18 protein-coding genes are annotated in these 17,261 nt (G+C 59.9%); all 18 read left to right on the forward strand.

What is annotated here, in order from left to right; all coding sequences use genetic code 11:
• The first annotated feature begins 3 nt into the window (after positions 1-3).
• Positions 4-861 (forward strand): ATP synthase F1 subunit gamma, encoded by an 858-nt coding sequence (gene atpG, locus QDI87_RS08350; RefSeq protein ID WP_036375743.1) that lies wholly within the window; start codon positions 4-6, stop codon positions 859-861.
• Positions 862-883: 22 nt separating this feature from the next.
• Entirely contained in the window at positions 884-2,296 is a 1,413-nt protein-coding gene (gene atpD / locus QDI87_RS08355) for a F0F1 ATP synthase subunit beta (protein ID WP_036375746.1), read from the forward strand.
• 3 nt (positions 2,297-2,299) lie between these two features.
• Positions 2,300-2,734: an ATP synthase F1 subunit epsilon gene (gene atpC / locus QDI87_RS08360; RefSeq protein ID WP_036375749.1), complete on the forward strand. Its 435-nt coding sequence runs from the start codon at positions 2,300-2,302 to the stop codon at positions 2,732-2,734.
• Positions 2,735-2,845: 111 nt separating this feature from the next.
• The gene (locus QDI87_RS08365) at positions 2,846-3,610 is read left to right on the forward strand and encodes a TSUP family transporter (protein ID WP_036375752.1); all 765 of its coding nucleotides are present in this window, start codon (positions 2,846-2,848) and stop codon (positions 3,608-3,610) included.
• Between the two features lie 81 nt (positions 3,611-3,691).
• Complete coding sequence (locus QDI87_RS08370; protein WP_278742907.1) at positions 3,692-4,147, forward strand: nitrous oxide-stimulated promoter family protein; 456 nt, start codon at positions 3,692-3,694, stop codon at positions 4,145-4,147.
• The gene (locus QDI87_RS08375) at positions 4,144-4,332 is read left to right on the forward strand and encodes a hypothetical protein (RefSeq protein ID WP_036375759.1); all 189 of its coding nucleotides are present in this window, start codon (positions 4,144-4,146) and stop codon (positions 4,330-4,332) included. The genes QDI87_RS08370 and QDI87_RS08375 overlap by 4 nt, the downstream gene beginning before the upstream one ends.
• A gap of 113 nt (positions 4,333-4,445) precedes the next feature.
• Positions 4,446-5,915, forward strand: coding sequence for an aminotransferase class I/II-fold pyridoxal phosphate-dependent enzyme (locus tag QDI87_RS08380; RefSeq protein ID WP_278742909.1), 1,470 nt, complete (start codon positions 4,446-4,448; stop codon positions 5,913-5,915).
• 18 nt (positions 5,916-5,933) lie between these two features.
• Entirely contained in the window at positions 5,934-6,620 is a 687-nt protein-coding gene (locus QDI87_RS08385) for a dTMP kinase (protein WP_278742910.1), read from the forward strand.
• Between the two features lie 46 nt (positions 6,621-6,666).
• Positions 6,667-7,233 carry a ribonuclease M5 gene (rnmV, locus tag QDI87_RS08390; protein WP_278742912.1) on the forward strand — a complete coding sequence of 189 codons (567 nt, stop codon included), beginning with the start codon at positions 6,667-6,669 and terminating at the stop codon, positions 7,231-7,233.
• Positions 7,226-8,104: a 16S rRNA (adenine(1518)-N(6)/adenine(1519)-N(6))-dimethyltransferase RsmA gene (rsmA, locus tag QDI87_RS08395; protein ID WP_278742915.1), complete on the forward strand. Its 879-nt coding sequence runs from the start codon at positions 7,226-7,228 to the stop codon at positions 8,102-8,104. The genes rnmV and rsmA overlap by 8 nt, the downstream gene beginning before the upstream one ends.
• Positions 8,105-8,185: 81 nt before the next feature.
• A complete protein-coding gene (locus QDI87_RS08400) occupies positions 8,186-9,703 on the forward strand; it encodes a Na+/H+ antiporter NhaC family protein (protein ID WP_226866828.1) in 1,518 nt (505 codons plus the stop codon).
• 6 nt (positions 9,704-9,709) lie between these two features.
• A complete protein-coding gene (locus QDI87_RS08405) occupies positions 9,710-10,486 on the forward strand; it encodes a histidinol-phosphatase HisJ family protein (RefSeq protein WP_278742919.1) in 777 nt (258 codons plus the stop codon).
• Positions 10,487-10,558: 72 nt separating this feature from the next.
• Positions 10,559-10,696: a six-cysteine ranthipeptide SCIFF gene (gene scfA, locus QDI87_RS08410; protein ID WP_005841055.1), complete on the forward strand. Its 138-nt coding sequence runs from the start codon at positions 10,559-10,561 to the stop codon at positions 10,694-10,696.
• Positions 10,697-10,752: 56 nt separating this feature from the next.
• Positions 10,753-12,165: a thioether cross-link-forming SCIFF peptide maturase gene (gene scfB, locus QDI87_RS08415; protein ID WP_055161177.1), complete on the forward strand. Its 1,413-nt coding sequence runs from the start codon at positions 10,753-10,755 to the stop codon at positions 12,163-12,165.
• A gap of 298 nt (positions 12,166-12,463) precedes the next feature.
• Positions 12,464-13,486 (forward strand): type I glyceraldehyde-3-phosphate dehydrogenase, encoded by a 1,023-nt coding sequence (gene gap, locus QDI87_RS08420; RefSeq protein WP_005841058.1) that lies wholly within the window; start codon positions 12,464-12,466, stop codon positions 13,484-13,486.
• A gap of 108 nt (positions 13,487-13,594) precedes the next feature.
• Positions 13,595-14,788 (forward strand): phosphoglycerate kinase, encoded by a 1,194-nt coding sequence (locus QDI87_RS08425; RefSeq protein ID WP_036375778.1) that lies wholly within the window; start codon positions 13,595-13,597, stop codon positions 14,786-14,788.
• Between the two features lie 75 nt (positions 14,789-14,863).
• The gene (gene tpiA / locus QDI87_RS08430) at positions 14,864-15,613 is read left to right on the forward strand and encodes a triose-phosphate isomerase (RefSeq protein WP_036375781.1); all 750 of its coding nucleotides are present in this window, start codon (positions 14,864-14,866) and stop codon (positions 15,611-15,613) included.
• A 44-nt stretch (positions 15,614-15,657) separates the two neighbouring features.
• Positions 15,658-17,187: a 2,3-bisphosphoglycerate-independent phosphoglycerate mutase gene (gpmI, locus tag QDI87_RS08435; protein WP_036375784.1), complete on the forward strand. Its 1,530-nt coding sequence runs from the start codon at positions 15,658-15,660 to the stop codon at positions 17,185-17,187.
• The last annotated feature ends 74 nt before the right edge of the window (positions 17,188-17,261 follow it).

Consider the following 17,261-nt stretch of genomic DNA (forward strand, 5'->3'; position numbering starts at 1 on the left):
TTTTTGGCTAGTTTACAGGATATTCGCCATCGCATCAAGAGCGTAAAGAGTACCAAGCAGATCACGAGTGCCATGAACATGGTCGCTACGAGCCGTCTGCGCCATGCCAAAGAGGCTGCAACCGCGAACCGTCCCTATGCACAGAAGGTCAGCGAGGTCGTCCACGCCATCGCCAAGAATGCAGGCATGGACTTCTCGCACCCACTGCTCGAGAAGCACGAGGATGGCAGGAAGCTCGTCTTCCTGATCACCTCGGACAAGGGACTGGCAGGTGCGTATTCGTCGAATGCCTGCAAGGCGGCAGAGGCCCTCATCGAGAAAGCGGACGATACGGACTTCGTCATCGTCGGCCGCAAGGGCGTGGGCCACTTCAAGACCCGCGGCCACAAGGTCATCAAGGAGTTCATCGGCATCAGCGAGCACCCGTCTTCTGAGGCGGCGCGGGACATCGCTCTCGAGCTCATCCGGCTCTACAAGACGGGCGAGTACCGCGAGATCGACATGGTCTACACGAAGTTCGTCTCGGCCATCAGCTGCGAGCCGAAATCGGGGGCGCTGCTCCCGTTCGCCCCGCTGAAGGCAGAGGACCAGGACGACCTGAACGTCGAGTACATCTATGAGCCAGATGCCGCTACGGTGCTCGGTTTCATACTGCCGCAGTATCTCTTCACGGTCGTTTATGCAGCGCTTCTGCAGTCGGCAGCCAGCGAGCTCTCCTCGCGCATGAACGCGATGAGCAACGCGACGGACAACGCAGAAGACCTCATGGATAAACTCAATCTGCATTACAACAAAGTACGTCAGGCTGGCATTACCCGTGAGATCACTGAGATTGTCGGCGGCGCCGAAGCCCTTAAGTGAGGGCATATAAGGAGGTTTACCATTGGCAAAAGGTAAAGTCGTACAGGTCATCGGACCTGTCGTAGATATTGAATTCCCGGCGGGCGAGCTGCCGGCAATCCTCAATGCCGTCACCATCAAGGGCAAGACGAGCATTGACATCGACCTCGTCGTCGAGGTCATGCAGCATCTTGGCGACAGCGTCACGCGCTGCATCGCCATGAGCTCGACGGACGGTCTGACGCGCGGCATGGAAGCAGTCGACACGGGCAACCCGATCATGGTCCCGGTCGGCACGGAGTGCCTCGGCCGCGTCTTCAACGTACTCGGTCAGACGGTTGACCACAACCCGGCTCCTGTCGGCAACAAGGAGTCCTGGCCGATTCATCGCCCGGCTCCGAAGTTCGACGAGCAGGAGACGAGCGCGCAGGTCCTCGAGACGGGCATCAAGGTCGTTGACCTCATCGCTCCGTACTCCAAGGGCGGCAAGACGGGCCTCTTCGGCGGCGCAGGCGTCGGCAAGACGGTCCTCATCATGGAGCTCATCCACAACATCGCGACGGAGCACGGCGGTTACTCCGTCTTCGCCGGCGTCGGCGAGCGCACCCGTGAGGGCAACGACCTCTGGGGCGAGATGACTGAGTCGGGCGTCATCGACAAGACGGCACTCGTCTACGGCCAGATGAACGAGCCGCCAGGAGCACGTATGCGCGTCGCCCTGACGGGCCTGACGATGGCAGAGTACTTCCGCGATGTCCAGCATCAGGACGTGCTGCTCTTCATCGACAACATCTTCCGCTTCATCCAGGCTGGTTCTGAGGTTTCGGCACTGCTCGGCCGCATGCCGTCGGCCGTCGGTTATCAGCCGACGCTGTCCACGGATATCGGTGCTCTGCAGGAGCGCATCACCTCGACGAAGAATGGTTCCATCACGTCGGTTCAGGCAGTCTATGTCCCGGCCGATGACCTGACGGACCCGGCACCGGCTGGTACGTTCACGCACCTCGATGCCACGACGGTCCTCTCGCGTCAGATTGCCGAGCTCGGCATCTACCCGGCCGTCGATCCGCTCGATTCGACGAGCCGCATCCTCAACGCCGAAGTCCTCGGCGAGGAGCATTACGAAGTTGCCCGTGGTGTCCAGGCCGTGCTCCAGAAGTACAAGGAACTCCAGGACATCATCGCCATCCTCGGCATGGAAGAGCTCTCCGATGAGGATAAGCTGACTGTCTCGCGTGCGCGCAAGATCCAGCGCTTCCTCTCGCAGCCGTTCTTCGTCGCAGAGGTGTTCACGGGTTCGCCGGGCAAGTACGTGCCGCTCAAGGAGACGGTACGCGGCTTCAAGGAGATCCTCGAGGGCAAGTACGATGACCTGCCGGAGAATGCCTTCTACATGGTCGGCACGATCGATGAGGCAGTGGAGAAAGCACGGAAGATCAAAGAAGAGGAGGGATAATCGATGGCGACTATCAAGCTGGAGATTGTCTCACCGGATAAAGTGGTCTACGAGAATGACATCAGCATGCTGATCGTCCGCTCGACGGGCGGTGAGCTCGGCATCCTGCCGCACCATGCCCCGCTCGTCGCGGGTCTCGTGCCGCATGCCATGCGCATCCGCCTCGGCGCAGACCGCGATGAGCAGCTCATCGCGGTTGCGGGCGGCTTCATGGAAGTCACGCCGGAGAAGATCACGGTCCTCGCGACGGCTGCTGAGCAGCCAATCGACATCGACATCAACCGCGCGAAGGAGGCCATGGCCCGCGCCAAGGCCCGCATCGCCGCCTTCCATCAGGGCACGCCTGAGGGCAAGGACGTCGATATCGACCGCGCCGAACTCGCACTGCGCCGCTCGATTGCGCGTCTGCGCGCACTCGGCTCGCAATTCGAAGAATAAGGATTGACTCGAAAGTCCTGCAGCACTGCTGCGGGGCTTTTCTTTTTTCTTGTTGTGTGCGGATTTATGCTATAATGATGAGAGATATCATGCAAGAAAGGGCGTTATTTTATGGAATTATTGGATGTGAACACACTCGCATTCCTCGTATTCTTCGGTTTCATGGCGGCGTTCATCGACTCCGTCGTCGGCGGTGGCGGCCTCATCTCAATCCCCGCGCTGATGTGGACGGGTCTGCCGCCTCTCACAGTGCTCGGCACCAACAAGGTAGCGGCCGTCATGGGGGCCTTCACGAGCTTCGTGACGTTCGTACGTTCCGGCAAGGTCGACGGCTGGCTCATCCGCCGGCTCTTTCCGATCTCCCTGATCGGCTCTGGTGTCGGCGTCGTGACGGTGCGCCTGATCCCGTCGGAGTTTTTGCGGCCGCTCGTCGTCGTCATGCTGGTCCTCGTGTTGATCTACAGCATCTGCAAGAAGGACTGGGGCAAGGAGTCGACGTATCAGGGCATGAGCGCAAAGCTGCTCGCGCTCTCGTGTCTCGTGGCCTTCACCTTCGGCTTCTACGACGGCTTCTTCGGTCCGGGCACGGGCTCCTTCCTGCTCTTCGCTTTCCTGATGGTCGGCTTCGACTTCCTCGGTGCTGCGGCCAATGCGCGCGCGCTGAACTTTGCGAGCAATATCTCGGCAGCTGTCCTTTTCAGCTACTTCGGCATCGTCGATTTCGCACACGCCATTCCGATGGGCCTCGCGATGATCGTCGGTGCCTGGTGCGGTGCGCGAGTGGCGCTCTCGAAGGGCGCGGGCTATGTGCGTCCGCTCTTCATCGTCATGACGACGGTGCTCATCGGCAAGCAGCTCTTCGAGCTCTTCAAGTGAGTGCGGCCTTGCTTTTCTTTGCCGTTGACCTTACAATAGAGTAGTATTTATCTTTTGAAACCACAGTGAAGGGTGATTGACATGAGTATTTTCTCGCGTTTCCTGCCGAAGAAGAAACCAGTAGAGATCAAGAATAATATCCCGAAGGAGAAGGCGAATATCCGCAAGGCGTTCGGCATCTACTGCCACAGCCATCACGGCACGTCGGGCGACAAGCTCTGCCCGAAGTGCACGGCACTCCTGGCGACGGTCATGACGAAGATGAACCGCTGCCCGTACGGCATCACGAAGCCGATCTGCGACCGCTGCGAGCGCCCGTGCTTCGGCGCGAAGCAGACGCAGGAGTTCCTCAAGATCATGGACTCGACGAGCAAGCGCATGTTCCTGCGTCATCCGATGATGAGCGTCAAGCACAAGCTGGCGAGCATGGGCGTCGACTACGCGAAGCACCAGCAGCAGAAGAAGCTCGACGACAAGGTCAAGGCGAAGGAGAAGGCTGCGAAGGAGCGTGCCAAGGAGCGCAAGGGCAAGAAATGAACCGTTCAACACTCAGGAAGGTATCGAATCTCCTCGTCGTCGTGCTCGTCGGACTGGCATTCTGCGCAAAGGTAGAGGATAGCGGCTCGGAGGCTCTCTTCGGCAAGAATGACATCGCTATCGTCATCGGCGCGGTGGTCATCTTCCTGGCCATCCTGTTCGCGCGGCGGCAGAAAAAACGATAACGATAAGGATGCAGTCTGTGGATAACTTGGCGTTTTTTGGCGTAGTTATCCACATTTTTATGCACATTTTTAACAGGGACGGTGGATAAGTGATCGAAAGGGGAAAGAATGATATGGAGCAGCACAGGGATGACATCCTGCGGGCACCGATTGCCGAGGCCATGCGTGCCTATGCGGCGGACGGCGCGCGTGCCTATCATACGCCGGGCCACAAGCAGGGACTCGGCGCGCATCCTCTCTTGAAGGCGCTCGTGACGGAAGAAGGCCTTCGCGAGGAAGTCTCGCTGATGGAGGAGCTCGACGACCTGCACGAGCCGACGATGTGCATCAAGGAGGCGCAGGAAATGGCGGCCGCGCTCTACGGCGCCAATCAGGCGTACTTCATGATCAACGGCACGACGGGGGCTATCCACACGATGCTCATGGGCGCGCTGCGCCCGGGCGATGCGGTGCTCGTGCCGCGCAATGCGCACCGCTCGATGATCGGCGGCATCATCCTCGCGGGCGCGCACCCCGTCTTTTTGCAGCCGGAGGTCGACGAGCGCCTCGGCATCGCGATGGGCTTGACGGAGGAGACAGTGGCCCGGGCCATTGCAGCGCATCCTGAGGCCAAGGCACTGGCCTGCGTCTACCCGACGTACTACGGCGTGACCTTTGACCTTGCGCGCATCGCAGCGCTCGTCCATGCGCGCGATATGCTGCTGCTCGTCGACGAGGCGCACGGCCCGCACCTGCGCTTCTCGGAGGCCCTGCCGCCGCAGGCCATCGACTGCGGCGCCGACATGGCGGCGCAGAGCACCCACAAGATACTCGGCGCGATGACGCAGGCTTCGATGCTGCTCGTCAACGGAGTGCGCGTCGACCGCGAGCGCGTGCGCGAGGCCGCGAGCCTGTTGCAGTCGACGAGTCCGAACCAGCTTCTGCTGGCGTCGCTCGACATCGCGCGGCTGCAGATGGCGGAGAATGGCCGCGAGACGGTCGGCCGGGCCGTGCGCCTCGCGGGCAGGCTGCGCAGTGCCATCAACGCGATTGATGGCCTCTGGTCGTTTGGCCCGGAATACACATGTTATCCTGGTGCGACAGGGCTCGATGCGACGAAGATCACCGTGCAGGTCACGGGGCTCGGCCTCAGCGGCGTCGAAGCTGAGTCCATCCTGCGCCATCGGTATAAGGTCCAGTGCGAGCTCTCCGATGCGCGCAACCTGCTCTTCATCCTCTCGTATGCAGACACAGAAGAGCAGGCGGACTACCTGCTGGAGGCGTTGCGGCAGCTGGCGAAGGATCACCGCAGGGAGCATGCGGCAGACAAGGCCACCCAAATGGCCCTGCCCGCCGTCCCCGCGCAGGGCATGACGCCGCGCGAGGCGTTCTTTGCACCGAAGGGCAGTGTGGCCTTTTCCGAGGCAGAGGGGCATATCGCGGCGGAACAGGTCATGTTCTACCCGCCAGGCATCCCGATCCTGTGCCCCGGCGATGTCATCGATGCGGCGAGCCTGCGCTACATCGAGGCGATGCAGGCGCTCGGCCTCAAGGTCGTCGGCCCGCGCGACGCATCGCTCGGGCGTATTCAGGTCGTCAAGTGAGCAGAGGGGGAAACGCACATGGAGAAAAAAGGCAAACTCATCATCATCGAGGCTGGCGACGGCTCAGGCAAGGCCACGCAGACGAAGGCGCTTTACGAGCACCTCTGCCGCGAGGGCTACCGCGTGCACCGCGTCGAGTTCCCCGACTACGCGGCGGATTCCTCGATGCTCGTGCGCATGTACTTGCGCGGCGACTTCGGCGGCCATGCGGAGGATGTCAACGCCTATGCGGCCTCGACATTCTTCGCCGTCGACCGCTACGCCTCGTACCGCATGAAGTGGAAGAAGGCGTACGAGGCAGGCGCGATCATCCTCGCCGACCGCTACACGACGTCGAACATGGTCCATCAGGCCGTCAAGCTGACGGACAGGGAGGAGCGCGAATCGTTCCTCGACTGGCTCTGGGACTTCGAGTTCAACAAGCTCGGCCTTCCGGTGCCCGACAAGGTCGTCTTCCTCGACATGGATCCTGAGGTGGCCGACCAACTGATTGCGGCGCGAGCCGCGGCGCAGGCGCAGGAGAGGGACATCCACGAGCGCGACAAAGAATACCTGCACCGCTGCCATGCGGCTTACGAGGAGCTGGCCAAGAAATACGGCTGGACACGCGTCGCCTGCAGCGAGCACGGCGAGCCGCGCGCCGTCGAGGCCATCCACGCCGATGTCTACGCGGCCATTATGCCGCTGCTCGAAGGTATGGAATGAAGAGAGGACAAGGCCCGGATATGGAAGGGCCCGAGAAAGGAATACTATGATCAAAGAAGTTCTGGTGGTCGAGGGCAAGATGGATGTCGTCGCCATCGACAAGGCAGTCGAGGCCGACTGCATCATCACGGAGGGATTCAACCTCAAGCCGCAGGCGCTCAAGAATATCGAGCAGGCCTACAAGAAGCGCGGCATCATCATCATGACGGACCCCGATTCGGCCGGCGAGCGCATCCGCAAGTACCTCTCGCGCCGCTTCCCCGAGGCCAAGCACGCTTTCGTGCCCGTCGAAGAGGCGACGGATAACGACGACATCGGCATCGAACAGGCGAAGCCTGACGCCATCCGCAAGGCGCTCGCCAAGGTCCGCACGCTGGACTGGGAGCCCAAGAAGACGTTCACGGGTGCCGACCTCATCATCCACGGCCTTTCAGGCGCTGCGGATGCCTCGGTGCGCCGCGCGCGCCTCGGCGAGAAGCTCGGACTCGGCTTTGCCAACGCCAAGACGTTCCTGACGCGCCTCAACCACTACGGCGTGTCGCGAGAAGAATTTGACCGCGCCCTCGAGGATATGGAGCGTGAGAACAGAGAGCAGGAGGAGAGTCATGAATAAAGAAGACGAGAAGGTACTGCAGCCGAAGATCGCGAGCCGCGAGGTCACGATGCACATTCTCAAGGCGTTCGGCCTGCGCATGAGCAAGAAGCTCGGCCAGAACTTCCTCATCGATGCGCGCATCGTGCAGGGCATCGTCGATGCCGCTGAGGTCAAGCCGGGCGACCGCGTCCTGGAGATCGGCCCCGGCATTGGCACGCTGACGCAGGGCCTCGCCGAGGCCGGCGCCGATGTCACGGCCGTCGAGCTCGACAAGAAGCTGCCGGCCGTTCTCAAGGAGACGCTCAAGGCGTACGACAACGTGCGCATCGTGCCGGGCGACATCCTCAAGGTCAATATCCCCGAGATCATGGGCGAGGCGCCGTTCAAGGTCGCGGCCAATCTGCCGTACTACATCACAACGCCGATTCTCATGGCGCTCCTCGAGCGCCATCTGCCCATTACGCACATGGTCACGATGGTCCAGAAGGAAGTGGCGGAGCGCATGACGGCCAAGCCGGGCTCGCGCATCTACGGCGCGCTCTCGGTCGCCGTCCAGTACTACACGGAGCCCGAGATCGTGCTCGACGTGCCGCCGCGCTCCTTCATCCCCGCACCGGAGGTCATGAGTGTCGTCGTCTCGTGCCGCGTGCGCAAGGAGCCGGCCGTGGCCGTGCGGGACGAGAAGCTCTTCTTCCGCGTCGTCAAGGCTGCCTTCGGCCAGCGCCGCAAGACGCTCATGAACGCCCTGAAGGGCGGCGGCTTCCAGAAGGAGGCCGTGCGCGATGCGCTCGAGAAGTCGGGCATCGATCCGACGCGCCGCGGCGAGACCTTGACGCTTGAAGAATTCGGTCGCCTTGCCGACGCCTTTTCTGTGCAGGAAAATGCATAAAGTATTTGCTACTATGACAATCTTGTTATAGAATATGTCTGTATCAATAAGCAAACCATATATAAGAAAGTAGGTATGATAATGGCAGCAACAGCCTGGTCCGTCCTGCCGCCGATCATCACGATCGTGCTGGCTCTCTGGACAAAAGAGGTGTACATGTCCCTGATCATCGGCATCTTCTCCGGTGCCCTGCTGTTCACGGGCGGCAACATCCTCGAATCCATCCTCACGATGTTCACCGTCATGTCCGACAAAGTCGGCAGCAACGTCAACATCCTCGTATTCCTCGTCATCCTCGGCATCCTCGTCGCGGCCATCAGCCGCTCGGGCGCGACGCGCGCCTACGGTGAATGGGCCTCGAAGACCATCAAGGGACAGCGCAGTGCGCTCCTCTTGACGGCACTCTTAGGCATCGTCATCTTCATCGACGATTACTTCAACTGCCTGACTGTCGGCACCGTCATGCGCCCGGTCACGGACAAGCTCAAGGTCGCGCGCACGAAGCTCGCCTACATCATCGATGCGACGGCGGCGCCAATCTGCATCATCGCGCCAGTCTCGAGCTGGGCCGCCGCCGTCGGTTCCTCGCTGCCGGAAGACAGCACGATTGATGGCTTCAGTCTCTTCCTGCAGACGATCCCGTTTAACCTCTACGCTTGGCTGACGATCCTCTTCATGCTCTTCATCATCTGGACGGCCCGCGACTTCGCGGCGATGGGTGAGAGCATCCGCGCGAACAGCAAGAAGTTTGTCATCCCGAAGGAGTACGCTGACGCCGAGCAGAAGTCGGCCGACATGGAGCTCGGCCACGGCAAGATCATCGACCTCATCCTGCCGCTCCTCGTGCTCATCGCAGCTTGCGTCTACGGCATGCTCTACACGGGCGGCATCCACGAGGGCAAGACGATTGCGGAGGCATTTGCGAACTGCGATTCGGCCAAGTCGCTCGTGCTCGGCTCCTTCATCGCCTTCGTCTTCACGGGCGTCCTCTACCTGCCGCGCCGCATCATCACGTTCAACGCCTTCTGCGACAGCTTTGGCTGGGGCTTCAAGGCGATGACGCCGGCCATCTTCATCCTCTGCCTCGCCTGGACGCTCTCGGGCATCTGCAGCAAGGACTACCTGAACCTCGGCGGCTTCGTCGGCGCAATCGTCAGCGCCCATGCCTCCATCATCATGTTCCTGCCGCCGATCTTCTTCCTCGTGGCGGCGGGCCTTGCCTTTGCGACGGGCACGTCGTGGGGCACGTTCGGCATCTTGATCCCGATCGCCATTGCCGTGCTCGGCATGAATGACCCGAGCATGCTCGTCGTCTGCGTGGCGGCCGTCCTCTCGGGCGCTGTCTGCGGCGACCACGCCTCGCCAATCTCTGACACGACGATCCTCGCGTCGGCCGGCGCACAGTGCCACCACATCGACCACGTCAGCACGCAGCTGCCGTACGTCGGCGTCGTCGCGACCTGCAGCTTCTTCGGCTACATCGTGGACGGCCTGACGGAGAACGGCTGGCTCGGCCTCTTGACGGGCATCATCTGCCTGGCCATCGCGATGGTCATCATCCGCGTGAAGGTCCCGGCTATCGAAGAAGAGAAAGGCTGATGGACCATGATCTTTGACAGTCACAGCCACACGGCCTTCTCGGCCGACTCCGAGATGAAGGCGGCTGACGCCATTGCGATGGCCGAGAAGGCCGGCGTAGGGCTTGTCTTCACCGAGCACCTCGACCTCGACTACCCGGGCGAGATGGATTTTTCCTTTGACCCGCAGGCGTACTGGCAGGCCTATGAGCCGTACCGCGGCGACAATCTGCGCCTCGGCATCGAGATCGGCATGAATGAGGCCATCCTCGAGGGCAACCTGCACTTCCTCGAGCAGGAGCCCTTCGACCTCGTCATCGGCTCCCAGCACATCGTTGACGGCCAGGACATCTACTACCCGGCCTATTACGAGGGCAAGAGCAAAGAAGCAGCGTTTCATCGTTATTACGAGCTCATGGCAGAGAACGTCCGCCGCTACGGCGCCCACATCGATGTGCTCGGTCATATCGATTACATCTCGCGCTATGCACCCTATGATGATCCAGAAGTCTCCTACGGGGCATTCCAGGAGGATATCGACAGGATCCTGCGCGCGGCCGTCGAGACGGACACCGTCCTCGAGCTCAATACGCGCCGCCTCGGGAGCCGCACGGCCTGCAAGGAACTCGTGCCCGTCTACACGCGCTACCGGGAGCTCGGCGGCCGCTATGTGACACTCGGCTCGGACGCGCACACGGCCGATGCCATCGCCGCGAACTTCGGCGCGGCCGAGGAGCTCGCCGCGATGGTCGGCCTCGGGCTCGTGACGTTTGCCGAGCGCCGCATGGTGCCCTGCACAAAATAAATTCTTGCGAATACAGGCGAAAACAGATAAAATAAAAGAAGATATGATTTTATCTAGTTAGGAGGGCTGACGATGAAACACATCAAGACGGTCAACAAACCTTCGATGCAGGCTTCGCTCAAGACGGGCGGCTGCGGCGAGTGCCAGGCATCCTGCCAGTCTGCTTGCAAGACTTCCTGCACGGTAGGCAACCAGGTTTGCGAGAAATAATGTTTCGTGAAGAGCCTTCCCATCTGGGAAGGCTTTTTTCTATCAAGGAGTAACTGATGAAAGCGAAAATCCATAAATTCGAGCAGGGCGGCCACTACATCCTGCTCGACATCAACAGCGGAGCCGTCCACGTCATCGACAAGATGATCTACGACATGATGGACACGTTCGACGGCGCGAATGACGAGGCAGTCGTGGCGGCCCTCAAGGATGCGTATCCGGAAGCGGATCTGCGCGAGGCGCTCGGGGAACTCCATGAGCTCATGGAGATGGGCGAGCTCTTCGCGCCGGACATCGATGTGCCGCCGACGTTCAAGCAGAAGGGACTCATCAAGTCCATCTGCCTCATGGTCGCCCAGGACTGCAACCTGCGCTGCAAGTATTGCTTCGGCGACGGCGGCAGCTACGGCCAGGAGCGCGCCGTCATGACGCCGGAGGTCGGCAAGCGCGCCATCGACTTCCTCATCGAGAGCTGCGGCCCGCGCAAGCACTGCGAGGTCGACTTCTTCGGCGGCGAGCCGCTGATGAACATGAAGACAGTCAAGGCTGTGACGGAGTACGCCCGCCAGCGCGAGAAGGAGACGGGCAAGAAGTTCAAGCTCACGATGACGACGAACGGCATGCTGCTGAACGACGAGAACATCAAGTGGCTCAACGACAACGACTTCTCGCTCGTGCTCTCGCTCGACGGCCGCAAGGAAGTCAACGATGCCATGCGCCCGGACGCGGGCGGCCACGGCACTTACGACCGCATTGTCAAGAACTTCAAGAAGTGCATCGCGAGCCGCAAGGGCGGCGACTGGGATTACCGCGGCGTCTACACGTATCTGCGCGGCACCTACACCCACAACAACATGGACTTCACGAAGGATGTCCTCTCGATGGTCGACGAGGGCTTCAACATCCTCTCGGTCGAGCCGGTCGTCATGAAGGACAGCCCGCTCGGCTTCACGGAGGAGGACCTGCCGCGCATCCGCGAGGAGTACGACCGCCTGACGGAGGCCTACATGAAGCGCCACCGCGAGGGCAGGGGCTTCTGGTTCTTCCACTTCAACATGGACCTCTCGAACGGGCCGTGTGTCGCCAAGCGCCTCTCGGGCTGCGGCGCCGGCCATGAGTACGTCGCCGTGTCCGAAAACGGCGACCTCTACCCGTGCCACCAGTTCGTCGGCCGCGAGGGCTACAAGCTCGGCGACATCTACGAGGGCATCACGAACACGGAGCTTCCTCAGTACTTCCGCGAGAGCCACGTGCTCAACAAAGAGAAGTGCCGCGACTGCTGGGCGCGCTTCTTCTGTTCGGGCGGCTGCCACGCCAATGCCGACCTCTTCCACGGCGATATCCGCAAGCCGTACGAAGTCGGCTGCGAGATCCAGAAAAAGCGCCTCGAGTGCGCCATCCTCGTGCAGGCATTGCTGGCCCTCGAGAAGATGGAGAAAGAGGAGCAGACGACTGCGGATGGGGAATGATATTTCCCTGAAGTATTAATATAATTTATGTATAATAGAAAAGCTGACAAGCAAAAATGCTTGTCAGCTTTTCTATGGAAAGGGTTGACTTCCTATTGTTTATCAGTGTTCTCGACCGTCACAAGGGAGAAAATTCTTGTTGGAAATTAAGAGCAAAATATTCTGACAATATACATTTTTACCGCGACTGTAATTGCTTCAATTTATGACAAAACCATTGACATTTGGACGGCGTTTATTGTATCATTAGAGCTGTAAGAACTGAAACTTCTAAGACTATTTAGGGGGTAATTTTCAAATGGCAGTAAAAGTTGCTATCAATGGTTTTGGCCGTATCGGTCGTCTCGCATTCCGTCAGATGTTCGATGCTGAGGGTTATGAAGTCGTTGCAATCAACGATCTCACGAAGCCGTCCATGCTCGCATACCTGCTGAAGTACGATTCTTCCCAGGGCAGATACGAGTATGCTGACACGGTCTCCGCTGATGACGAAGCTGGCACGATCACGGTCAAAGGCAAGACGATCAAGATCTATGCTGAGCGCGATGCAAAAGACATTCCTTGGGCTAAGCACGATGTAGATGTCGTTCTCGAGTGCACGGGCTTCTACACGTCCAAGGAGAAGGCTTCCGCTCACCTCGCAGCAGGCGCTAAGAAAGTTGTTATCTCCGCTCCGGCTGGTAACGACCTCCCGACGATCGTTTTCAACACGAACCACAAGACGATCCCGGCTGGCACGAAAGTTATCTCCGCTGCATCCTGCACGACGAACTGCCTCGCTCCGATGGCTGACGCTCTGAACAAGTTCGCTCCGATCAAGAGCGGCATCATGCAGACGATCCACGCTTTCACGGGCGACCAGATGGTCCTCGATGGCCCGCAGCGCAAGGGTAACCTCCGCCGCAGCCGTGCTGCTTCCGAGAACATCGTTCCGGCTTCCTCGGGTGCTGCTAAAGCTATCGGCCTCGTTCTGCCGGACCTGAACGGCAAGCTCATCGGTGCTGCACAGCGCGTTCCGACCCCGACGGGCTCCACGACGCTGCTCTACGCTGTTGTTGAGGGTGAAGTCACGGTTGAGGGCATCAACGCTGCTATGAAGGCTGCTGCTACGGAGTCCTTCGGCTACAACGAAGACGAGATCGTTTCGAAGGATATCGTCGGCATGCGTTATGGCTCCCTGTTCGATGCTACGCAGACGATGGTTTCCCACACGGGCGACGGCAACTCCCTCGTACAGGTTGTTTCCTGGTACGACAACGAGAACTCCTACACGAGCCAGATGGTTCGCACGATCAAGTACTTCGCTGAGGAAGTAAAGTAATTGAATTAAGAGTTCTCAACTGAATACAGTAGAAGATCTCTTGAGGTCCGGCCGTTTGTTTGGGCCGGGCCTCATTTTTTATGAGAAAATGACCTTGGAGGTTTTACGATGAACAAGAAAACCATCAAAGATGTTGACGTCAACGGCAAAAAGGTATTTGTCCGCGTCGACTACAACGTCCCGTTCGACGACAAGATGAACATCACGAACGACACGCGCATGGTCCGCACGCTGCCGACTCTGAACTACCTGCTCGACCACGGTGCAGCTCTCGTCATCGCCTGCCACATCGGCCGTCCGACCGAGGCTCGCGAGGACAAGTTCTCTACGAAGTACCTCGTCAAGCACCTCTCCGAGCTGCTCGGCCGCGATGTCAAGTGGGCTTCCGACTGCGTCGGCGCAGAGGCAGATGCTGCAAAAGCTGCGCTGAAGCCGGGCGATGTCCTGCTGCTTGAGAACCTCCGCTACCACAAGGAAGAGAAGAAGAACGATCCTGAGTTCGCAAAACAGCTCGCTTCCGGCTGCGACCTCGCAGTCGATGATGCATTCGGCGTTTCTCACCGCGCTCATGCTTCGAACGCAGGTGTTCCGAAGTACATCGAGACGGTCGCAGGCTTCCTGATGGAAAAGGAAATCAACTACATCGGCAAGACGCTTGAGAACCCGCAGCATCCGTTCGTTGCCATCATCGGCGGCGCAAAGGTCTCCGATAAGATCGGCGTCATCAGCAACATGATCGACAAGGTTGACACGATCATCATCGGCGGCGGCATGGCTCACACGTTCGACGCAGCCAAGGGCCTGCCAATCGGCACGTCCCTCTGCGAGCCGGACAAGTACGACCTCGCCCGCGAGCTGCTCAAGAAGGCTGCTGACAAGGGCGTCAAGGTTGTCCTGCCGGTCGATCTCGTCATCGCCGACAAGTTTGCTGCTGATGCCAACACGCAGACGGTCGACGTCGACAAGGTACCGGATGGCTGGATGGCCCTCGACTCCGGCGTGAAGACGTCGAAAGAGTACCAGAAGGCTCTCGAAGGCGCTAAGACGGTCATCTGGAACGGACCGATGGGCGTATTCGAGTTCGACAAGTTCGCACATGGCACGCTGGCTGTCGCTGAGGCTGTTGCCAAGGCTACGGACAACGGTGCTATCTCTATCGTCGGCGGCGGCGATTCCGTTGCAGCCCTCAAGAAGACGGGCCTGACGGACAAGATCTCGCACGTCTCGACGGGCGGCGGTGCTACGCTCGAGTTCCTCGAAGGCAAAGAGATGCCGGGCATCGCAGCTCTGGCTGACAAATAAGACGGTTTTTATTCCGGGGCCTGCGCGAAGCGGGCCTTCGGAAGTGCAGATAAGAATTCAGGGGGTATTTCAAAAATGGCAAGAACTCCAATCATTGCAGGCAACTGGAAGATGAACAACACGATCGTCGAGGGCAAGAACCTCGTCCGTGGCCTGGCTCCGCTCGTCAAGGATGCCAAGGTGACGGTTGTCGTCTGCCCGACGGCTACGGCTCTCGCAGCTGTCGCTGACGCAGCACTCGGCACGAACATCCACGTCGGTGCACAGAACGTCCATTGGGAAAGCCATGGTGCCTTCACGGGCGAGATCTCCACGGGCATGCTCAACGAGATCGGCGTAGATTACTGCGTACTCGGTCACAGCGAGCGCCGCGGCTACTTTGGCGAGACGGATGAGGGCGTCAACAAGCGCGCTCATGCTGCTTTCGCTGCTGGCATCACGCCGATCATCTGCTGCGGTGAGTCCCTCGAGCAGCGCGAAGCTGGCGTTTACCTCGACTTCGTCGCAGGCCAGGTCAAGGCTGCCCTCGCTGGCTTCCAGCCGGAAGAGGTAGCAAAGCTCGTCATCGCTTACGAGCCGATCTGGGCTATCGGCACGGGCAAGACGGCTTCCTTCGAGCAGGCTGAGGAAGTCTGCTCGCACATCCGCAAGACGGTTGCTGCAGAATTCGGCCAGGAAGCAGCTGACGGCATCCGCATCCAGTACGGCGGCAGCGTCAAGCCGGCTACGATCAAAGACCTCATGAAGCAGCCGAATGTCGACGGCGCTCTCGTTGGCGGCGCATCGCTCAAGGCTAAGGACTTCAGCGAGATCGTCAACTTCTGATTGATTCTTCATCCTTTCGGAGTTAGAAGGAGTAATAATCCACAATGGCAAAGATCAAACACGCACCGGTCGCACTCATCATCATGGATGGCTGCGGTCTCGGTGGCAAGCTCGACAAGAGCAATGCCGTAGAAGCTGCGAAGACGCCTGTCCTCGACGGCCTCATGGCAAACTACAACACGAGCCACCTGCAGGCTTCTGGCGAATTCGTCGGCCTGCCGGACGGTCAGATGGGCAACTCGGAAGTCGGTCACACGAATATCGGCGCCGGCCGCCTCGTCTACCAGCAGCTCACGCGCATCACGCGTGACATCAAGAACGGCGACTTCTTCAAGAACGAAGTCCTCGTCAAGATCATGCAGGATGCCAAGGCAAATGGCGGTGCAGTCCACCTGCTCGGCCTCGTTTCCCCGGGCGGCGTACACAGCCACCAGGGCCACCTCTACGCACTTCTCGAGATGGCAAAGCAGCAGGGCGTCAAGGACGTTTACGTCCACGCCTTCCTCGATGGCCGTGATGTGCCGCCGCAGAGCGCACAGCCGTACCTCGAGGAGCTCGAGGCGAAGTGCAAGGAGATCGGCGTCGGCACGATCGCGACGGTTGCTGGCCGCTACTACGCCATGGACCGCGACAACCGCTGGGACCGCGAGCAGAAGGCCTATGAGGCCATCGCCCATGCAGAGGGCGTCGTAGCAGATGACCCGGTAGCAGGCCTCAAGGCAAGCTACGAGAATGGCGTCAACGACGAGTTCGTCGTGCCGTTCGTCGTCAAGGGCTACGAGGGCATGAAGAACGGCGACGGCGCCATCTTCTTCAACTTCCGCCCGGACCGCGCGCGCCAGCTCACGCATGCATTCGTCGATGAGAAATTCGACGGCTTTGAGCGCGACGAGAACCTCAAGGTCCCGTTCGCCACGTTCTCCCAGTATGAAGACGGCATGAATGCAGCTGTCGCCTTTCCGCCGGAGCACATCGACAAGACGCTCGGCGAGATCATCCAGGATCACGGCCTCACGCAGCTCCGCATCGCAGAGACGGAGAAGTACGCGCACGTCACGTTCTTCTTCAACGGTGGTGTCGAGGAGCCGTACAAGGGCGAGGATCGCATCCTCGTCCCGAGCCCGAAAGTCGCTACTTACGACCTCAAGCCGGAGATGAGTGCGGTTGAAGTCACGGACAAGGTCTGCGAGGCTATCCGCTCCGAGAAGTACGACTTCATCATCCTCAACTACGCGAACTGCGACATGGTCGGCCATACGGGTGTCTTCCCGGCAGTCGTCAAGGCCGTTGAGACGGTTGACTCCTGCGTCGGCCGCTTCGTTGCAGCCATCAAGGAAGTCGGCGGCGAGGTCTGCATCACGGCAGATCACGGCAATGCCGATAAGATGATGGACTACGTCAACAACCAGCCGTTCACGAAGCACACGACGAACGCTGTGCCGTTCATCGTCGTTTCGGACCGCGTCAAATCCGTCAAGGACGGCGCTCTCTGTGACATCGCACCGACGCTCCTGACGCTCGCTGGTCTTGACATCCCGGAAGAAATGACGGGCAAGAACCTCGTAGAGCTTTGATAGCGAGATAGAGGCAGCATTCCCTTGAGCAAGGAAGGGCAGGGGCCACTGCCCTCAATGCTGGCCCCAGAGAG

Origin of the sequence: Mitsuokella jalaludinii (genome assembly GCF_928722185.1) — a bacterium.
GTDB classification, from domain to species: domain Bacteria; phylum Bacillota; class Negativicutes; order Selenomonadales; family Selenomonadaceae; genus Mitsuokella; species Mitsuokella jalaludinii.

Coding starts and splice junctions, on each gene's coding strand:
- QDI87_RS08385 (WP_278742910.1), top strand. CDS start 5,934: ATGGAGAAAAAAGGCAAACTCATCATCATCGAGGCTGGCGACGGCTCA.
- atpC (WP_036375749.1), top strand. CDS start 2,300: ATGGCGACTATCAAGCTGGAGATTGTCTCACCGGATAAAGTGGTCTAC.
- tpiA (WP_036375781.1), top strand. CDS start 14,864: ATGGCAAGAACTCCAATCATTGCAGGCAACTGGAAGATGAACAACACG.
- gpmI (WP_036375784.1), top strand. CDS start 15,658: ATGGCAAAGATCAAACACGCACCGGTCGCACTCATCATCATGGATGGC.
- scfB (WP_055161177.1), top strand. CDS start 10,753: ATGAAAGCGAAAATCCATAAATTCGAGCAGGGCGGCCACTACATCCTG.
- QDI87_RS08375 (WP_036375759.1), top strand. CDS start 4,144: ATGAACCGTTCAACACTCAGGAAGGTATCGAATCTCCTCGTCGTCGTG.
- QDI87_RS08365 (WP_036375752.1), top strand. CDS start 2,846: ATGGAATTATTGGATGTGAACACACTCGCATTCCTCGTATTCTTCGGT.
- rnmV (WP_278742912.1), top strand. CDS start 6,667: ATGATCAAAGAAGTTCTGGTGGTCGAGGGCAAGATGGATGTCGTCGCC.
- QDI87_RS08400 (WP_226866828.1), top strand. CDS start 8,186: ATGGCAGCAACAGCCTGGTCCGTCCTGCCGCCGATCATCACGATCGTG.
- QDI87_RS08370 (WP_278742907.1), top strand. CDS start 3,692: ATGAGTATTTTCTCGCGTTTCCTGCCGAAGAAGAAACCAGTAGAGATC.
- QDI87_RS08405 (WP_278742919.1), top strand. CDS start 9,710: ATGATCTTTGACAGTCACAGCCACACGGCCTTCTCGGCCGACTCCGAG.
- QDI87_RS08380 (WP_278742909.1), top strand. CDS start 4,446: ATGGAGCAGCACAGGGATGACATCCTGCGGGCACCGATTGCCGAGGCC.
- gap (WP_005841058.1), top strand. CDS start 12,464: ATGGCAGTAAAAGTTGCTATCAATGGTTTTGGCCGTATCGGTCGTCTC.
- QDI87_RS08425 (WP_036375778.1), top strand. CDS start 13,595: ATGAACAAGAAAACCATCAAAGATGTTGACGTCAACGGCAAAAAGGTA.
- rsmA (WP_278742915.1), top strand. CDS start 7,226: ATGAATAAAGAAGACGAGAAGGTACTGCAGCCGAAGATCGCGAGCCGC.
- scfA (WP_005841055.1), top strand. CDS start 10,559: ATGAAACACATCAAGACGGTCAACAAACCTTCGATGCAGGCTTCGCTC.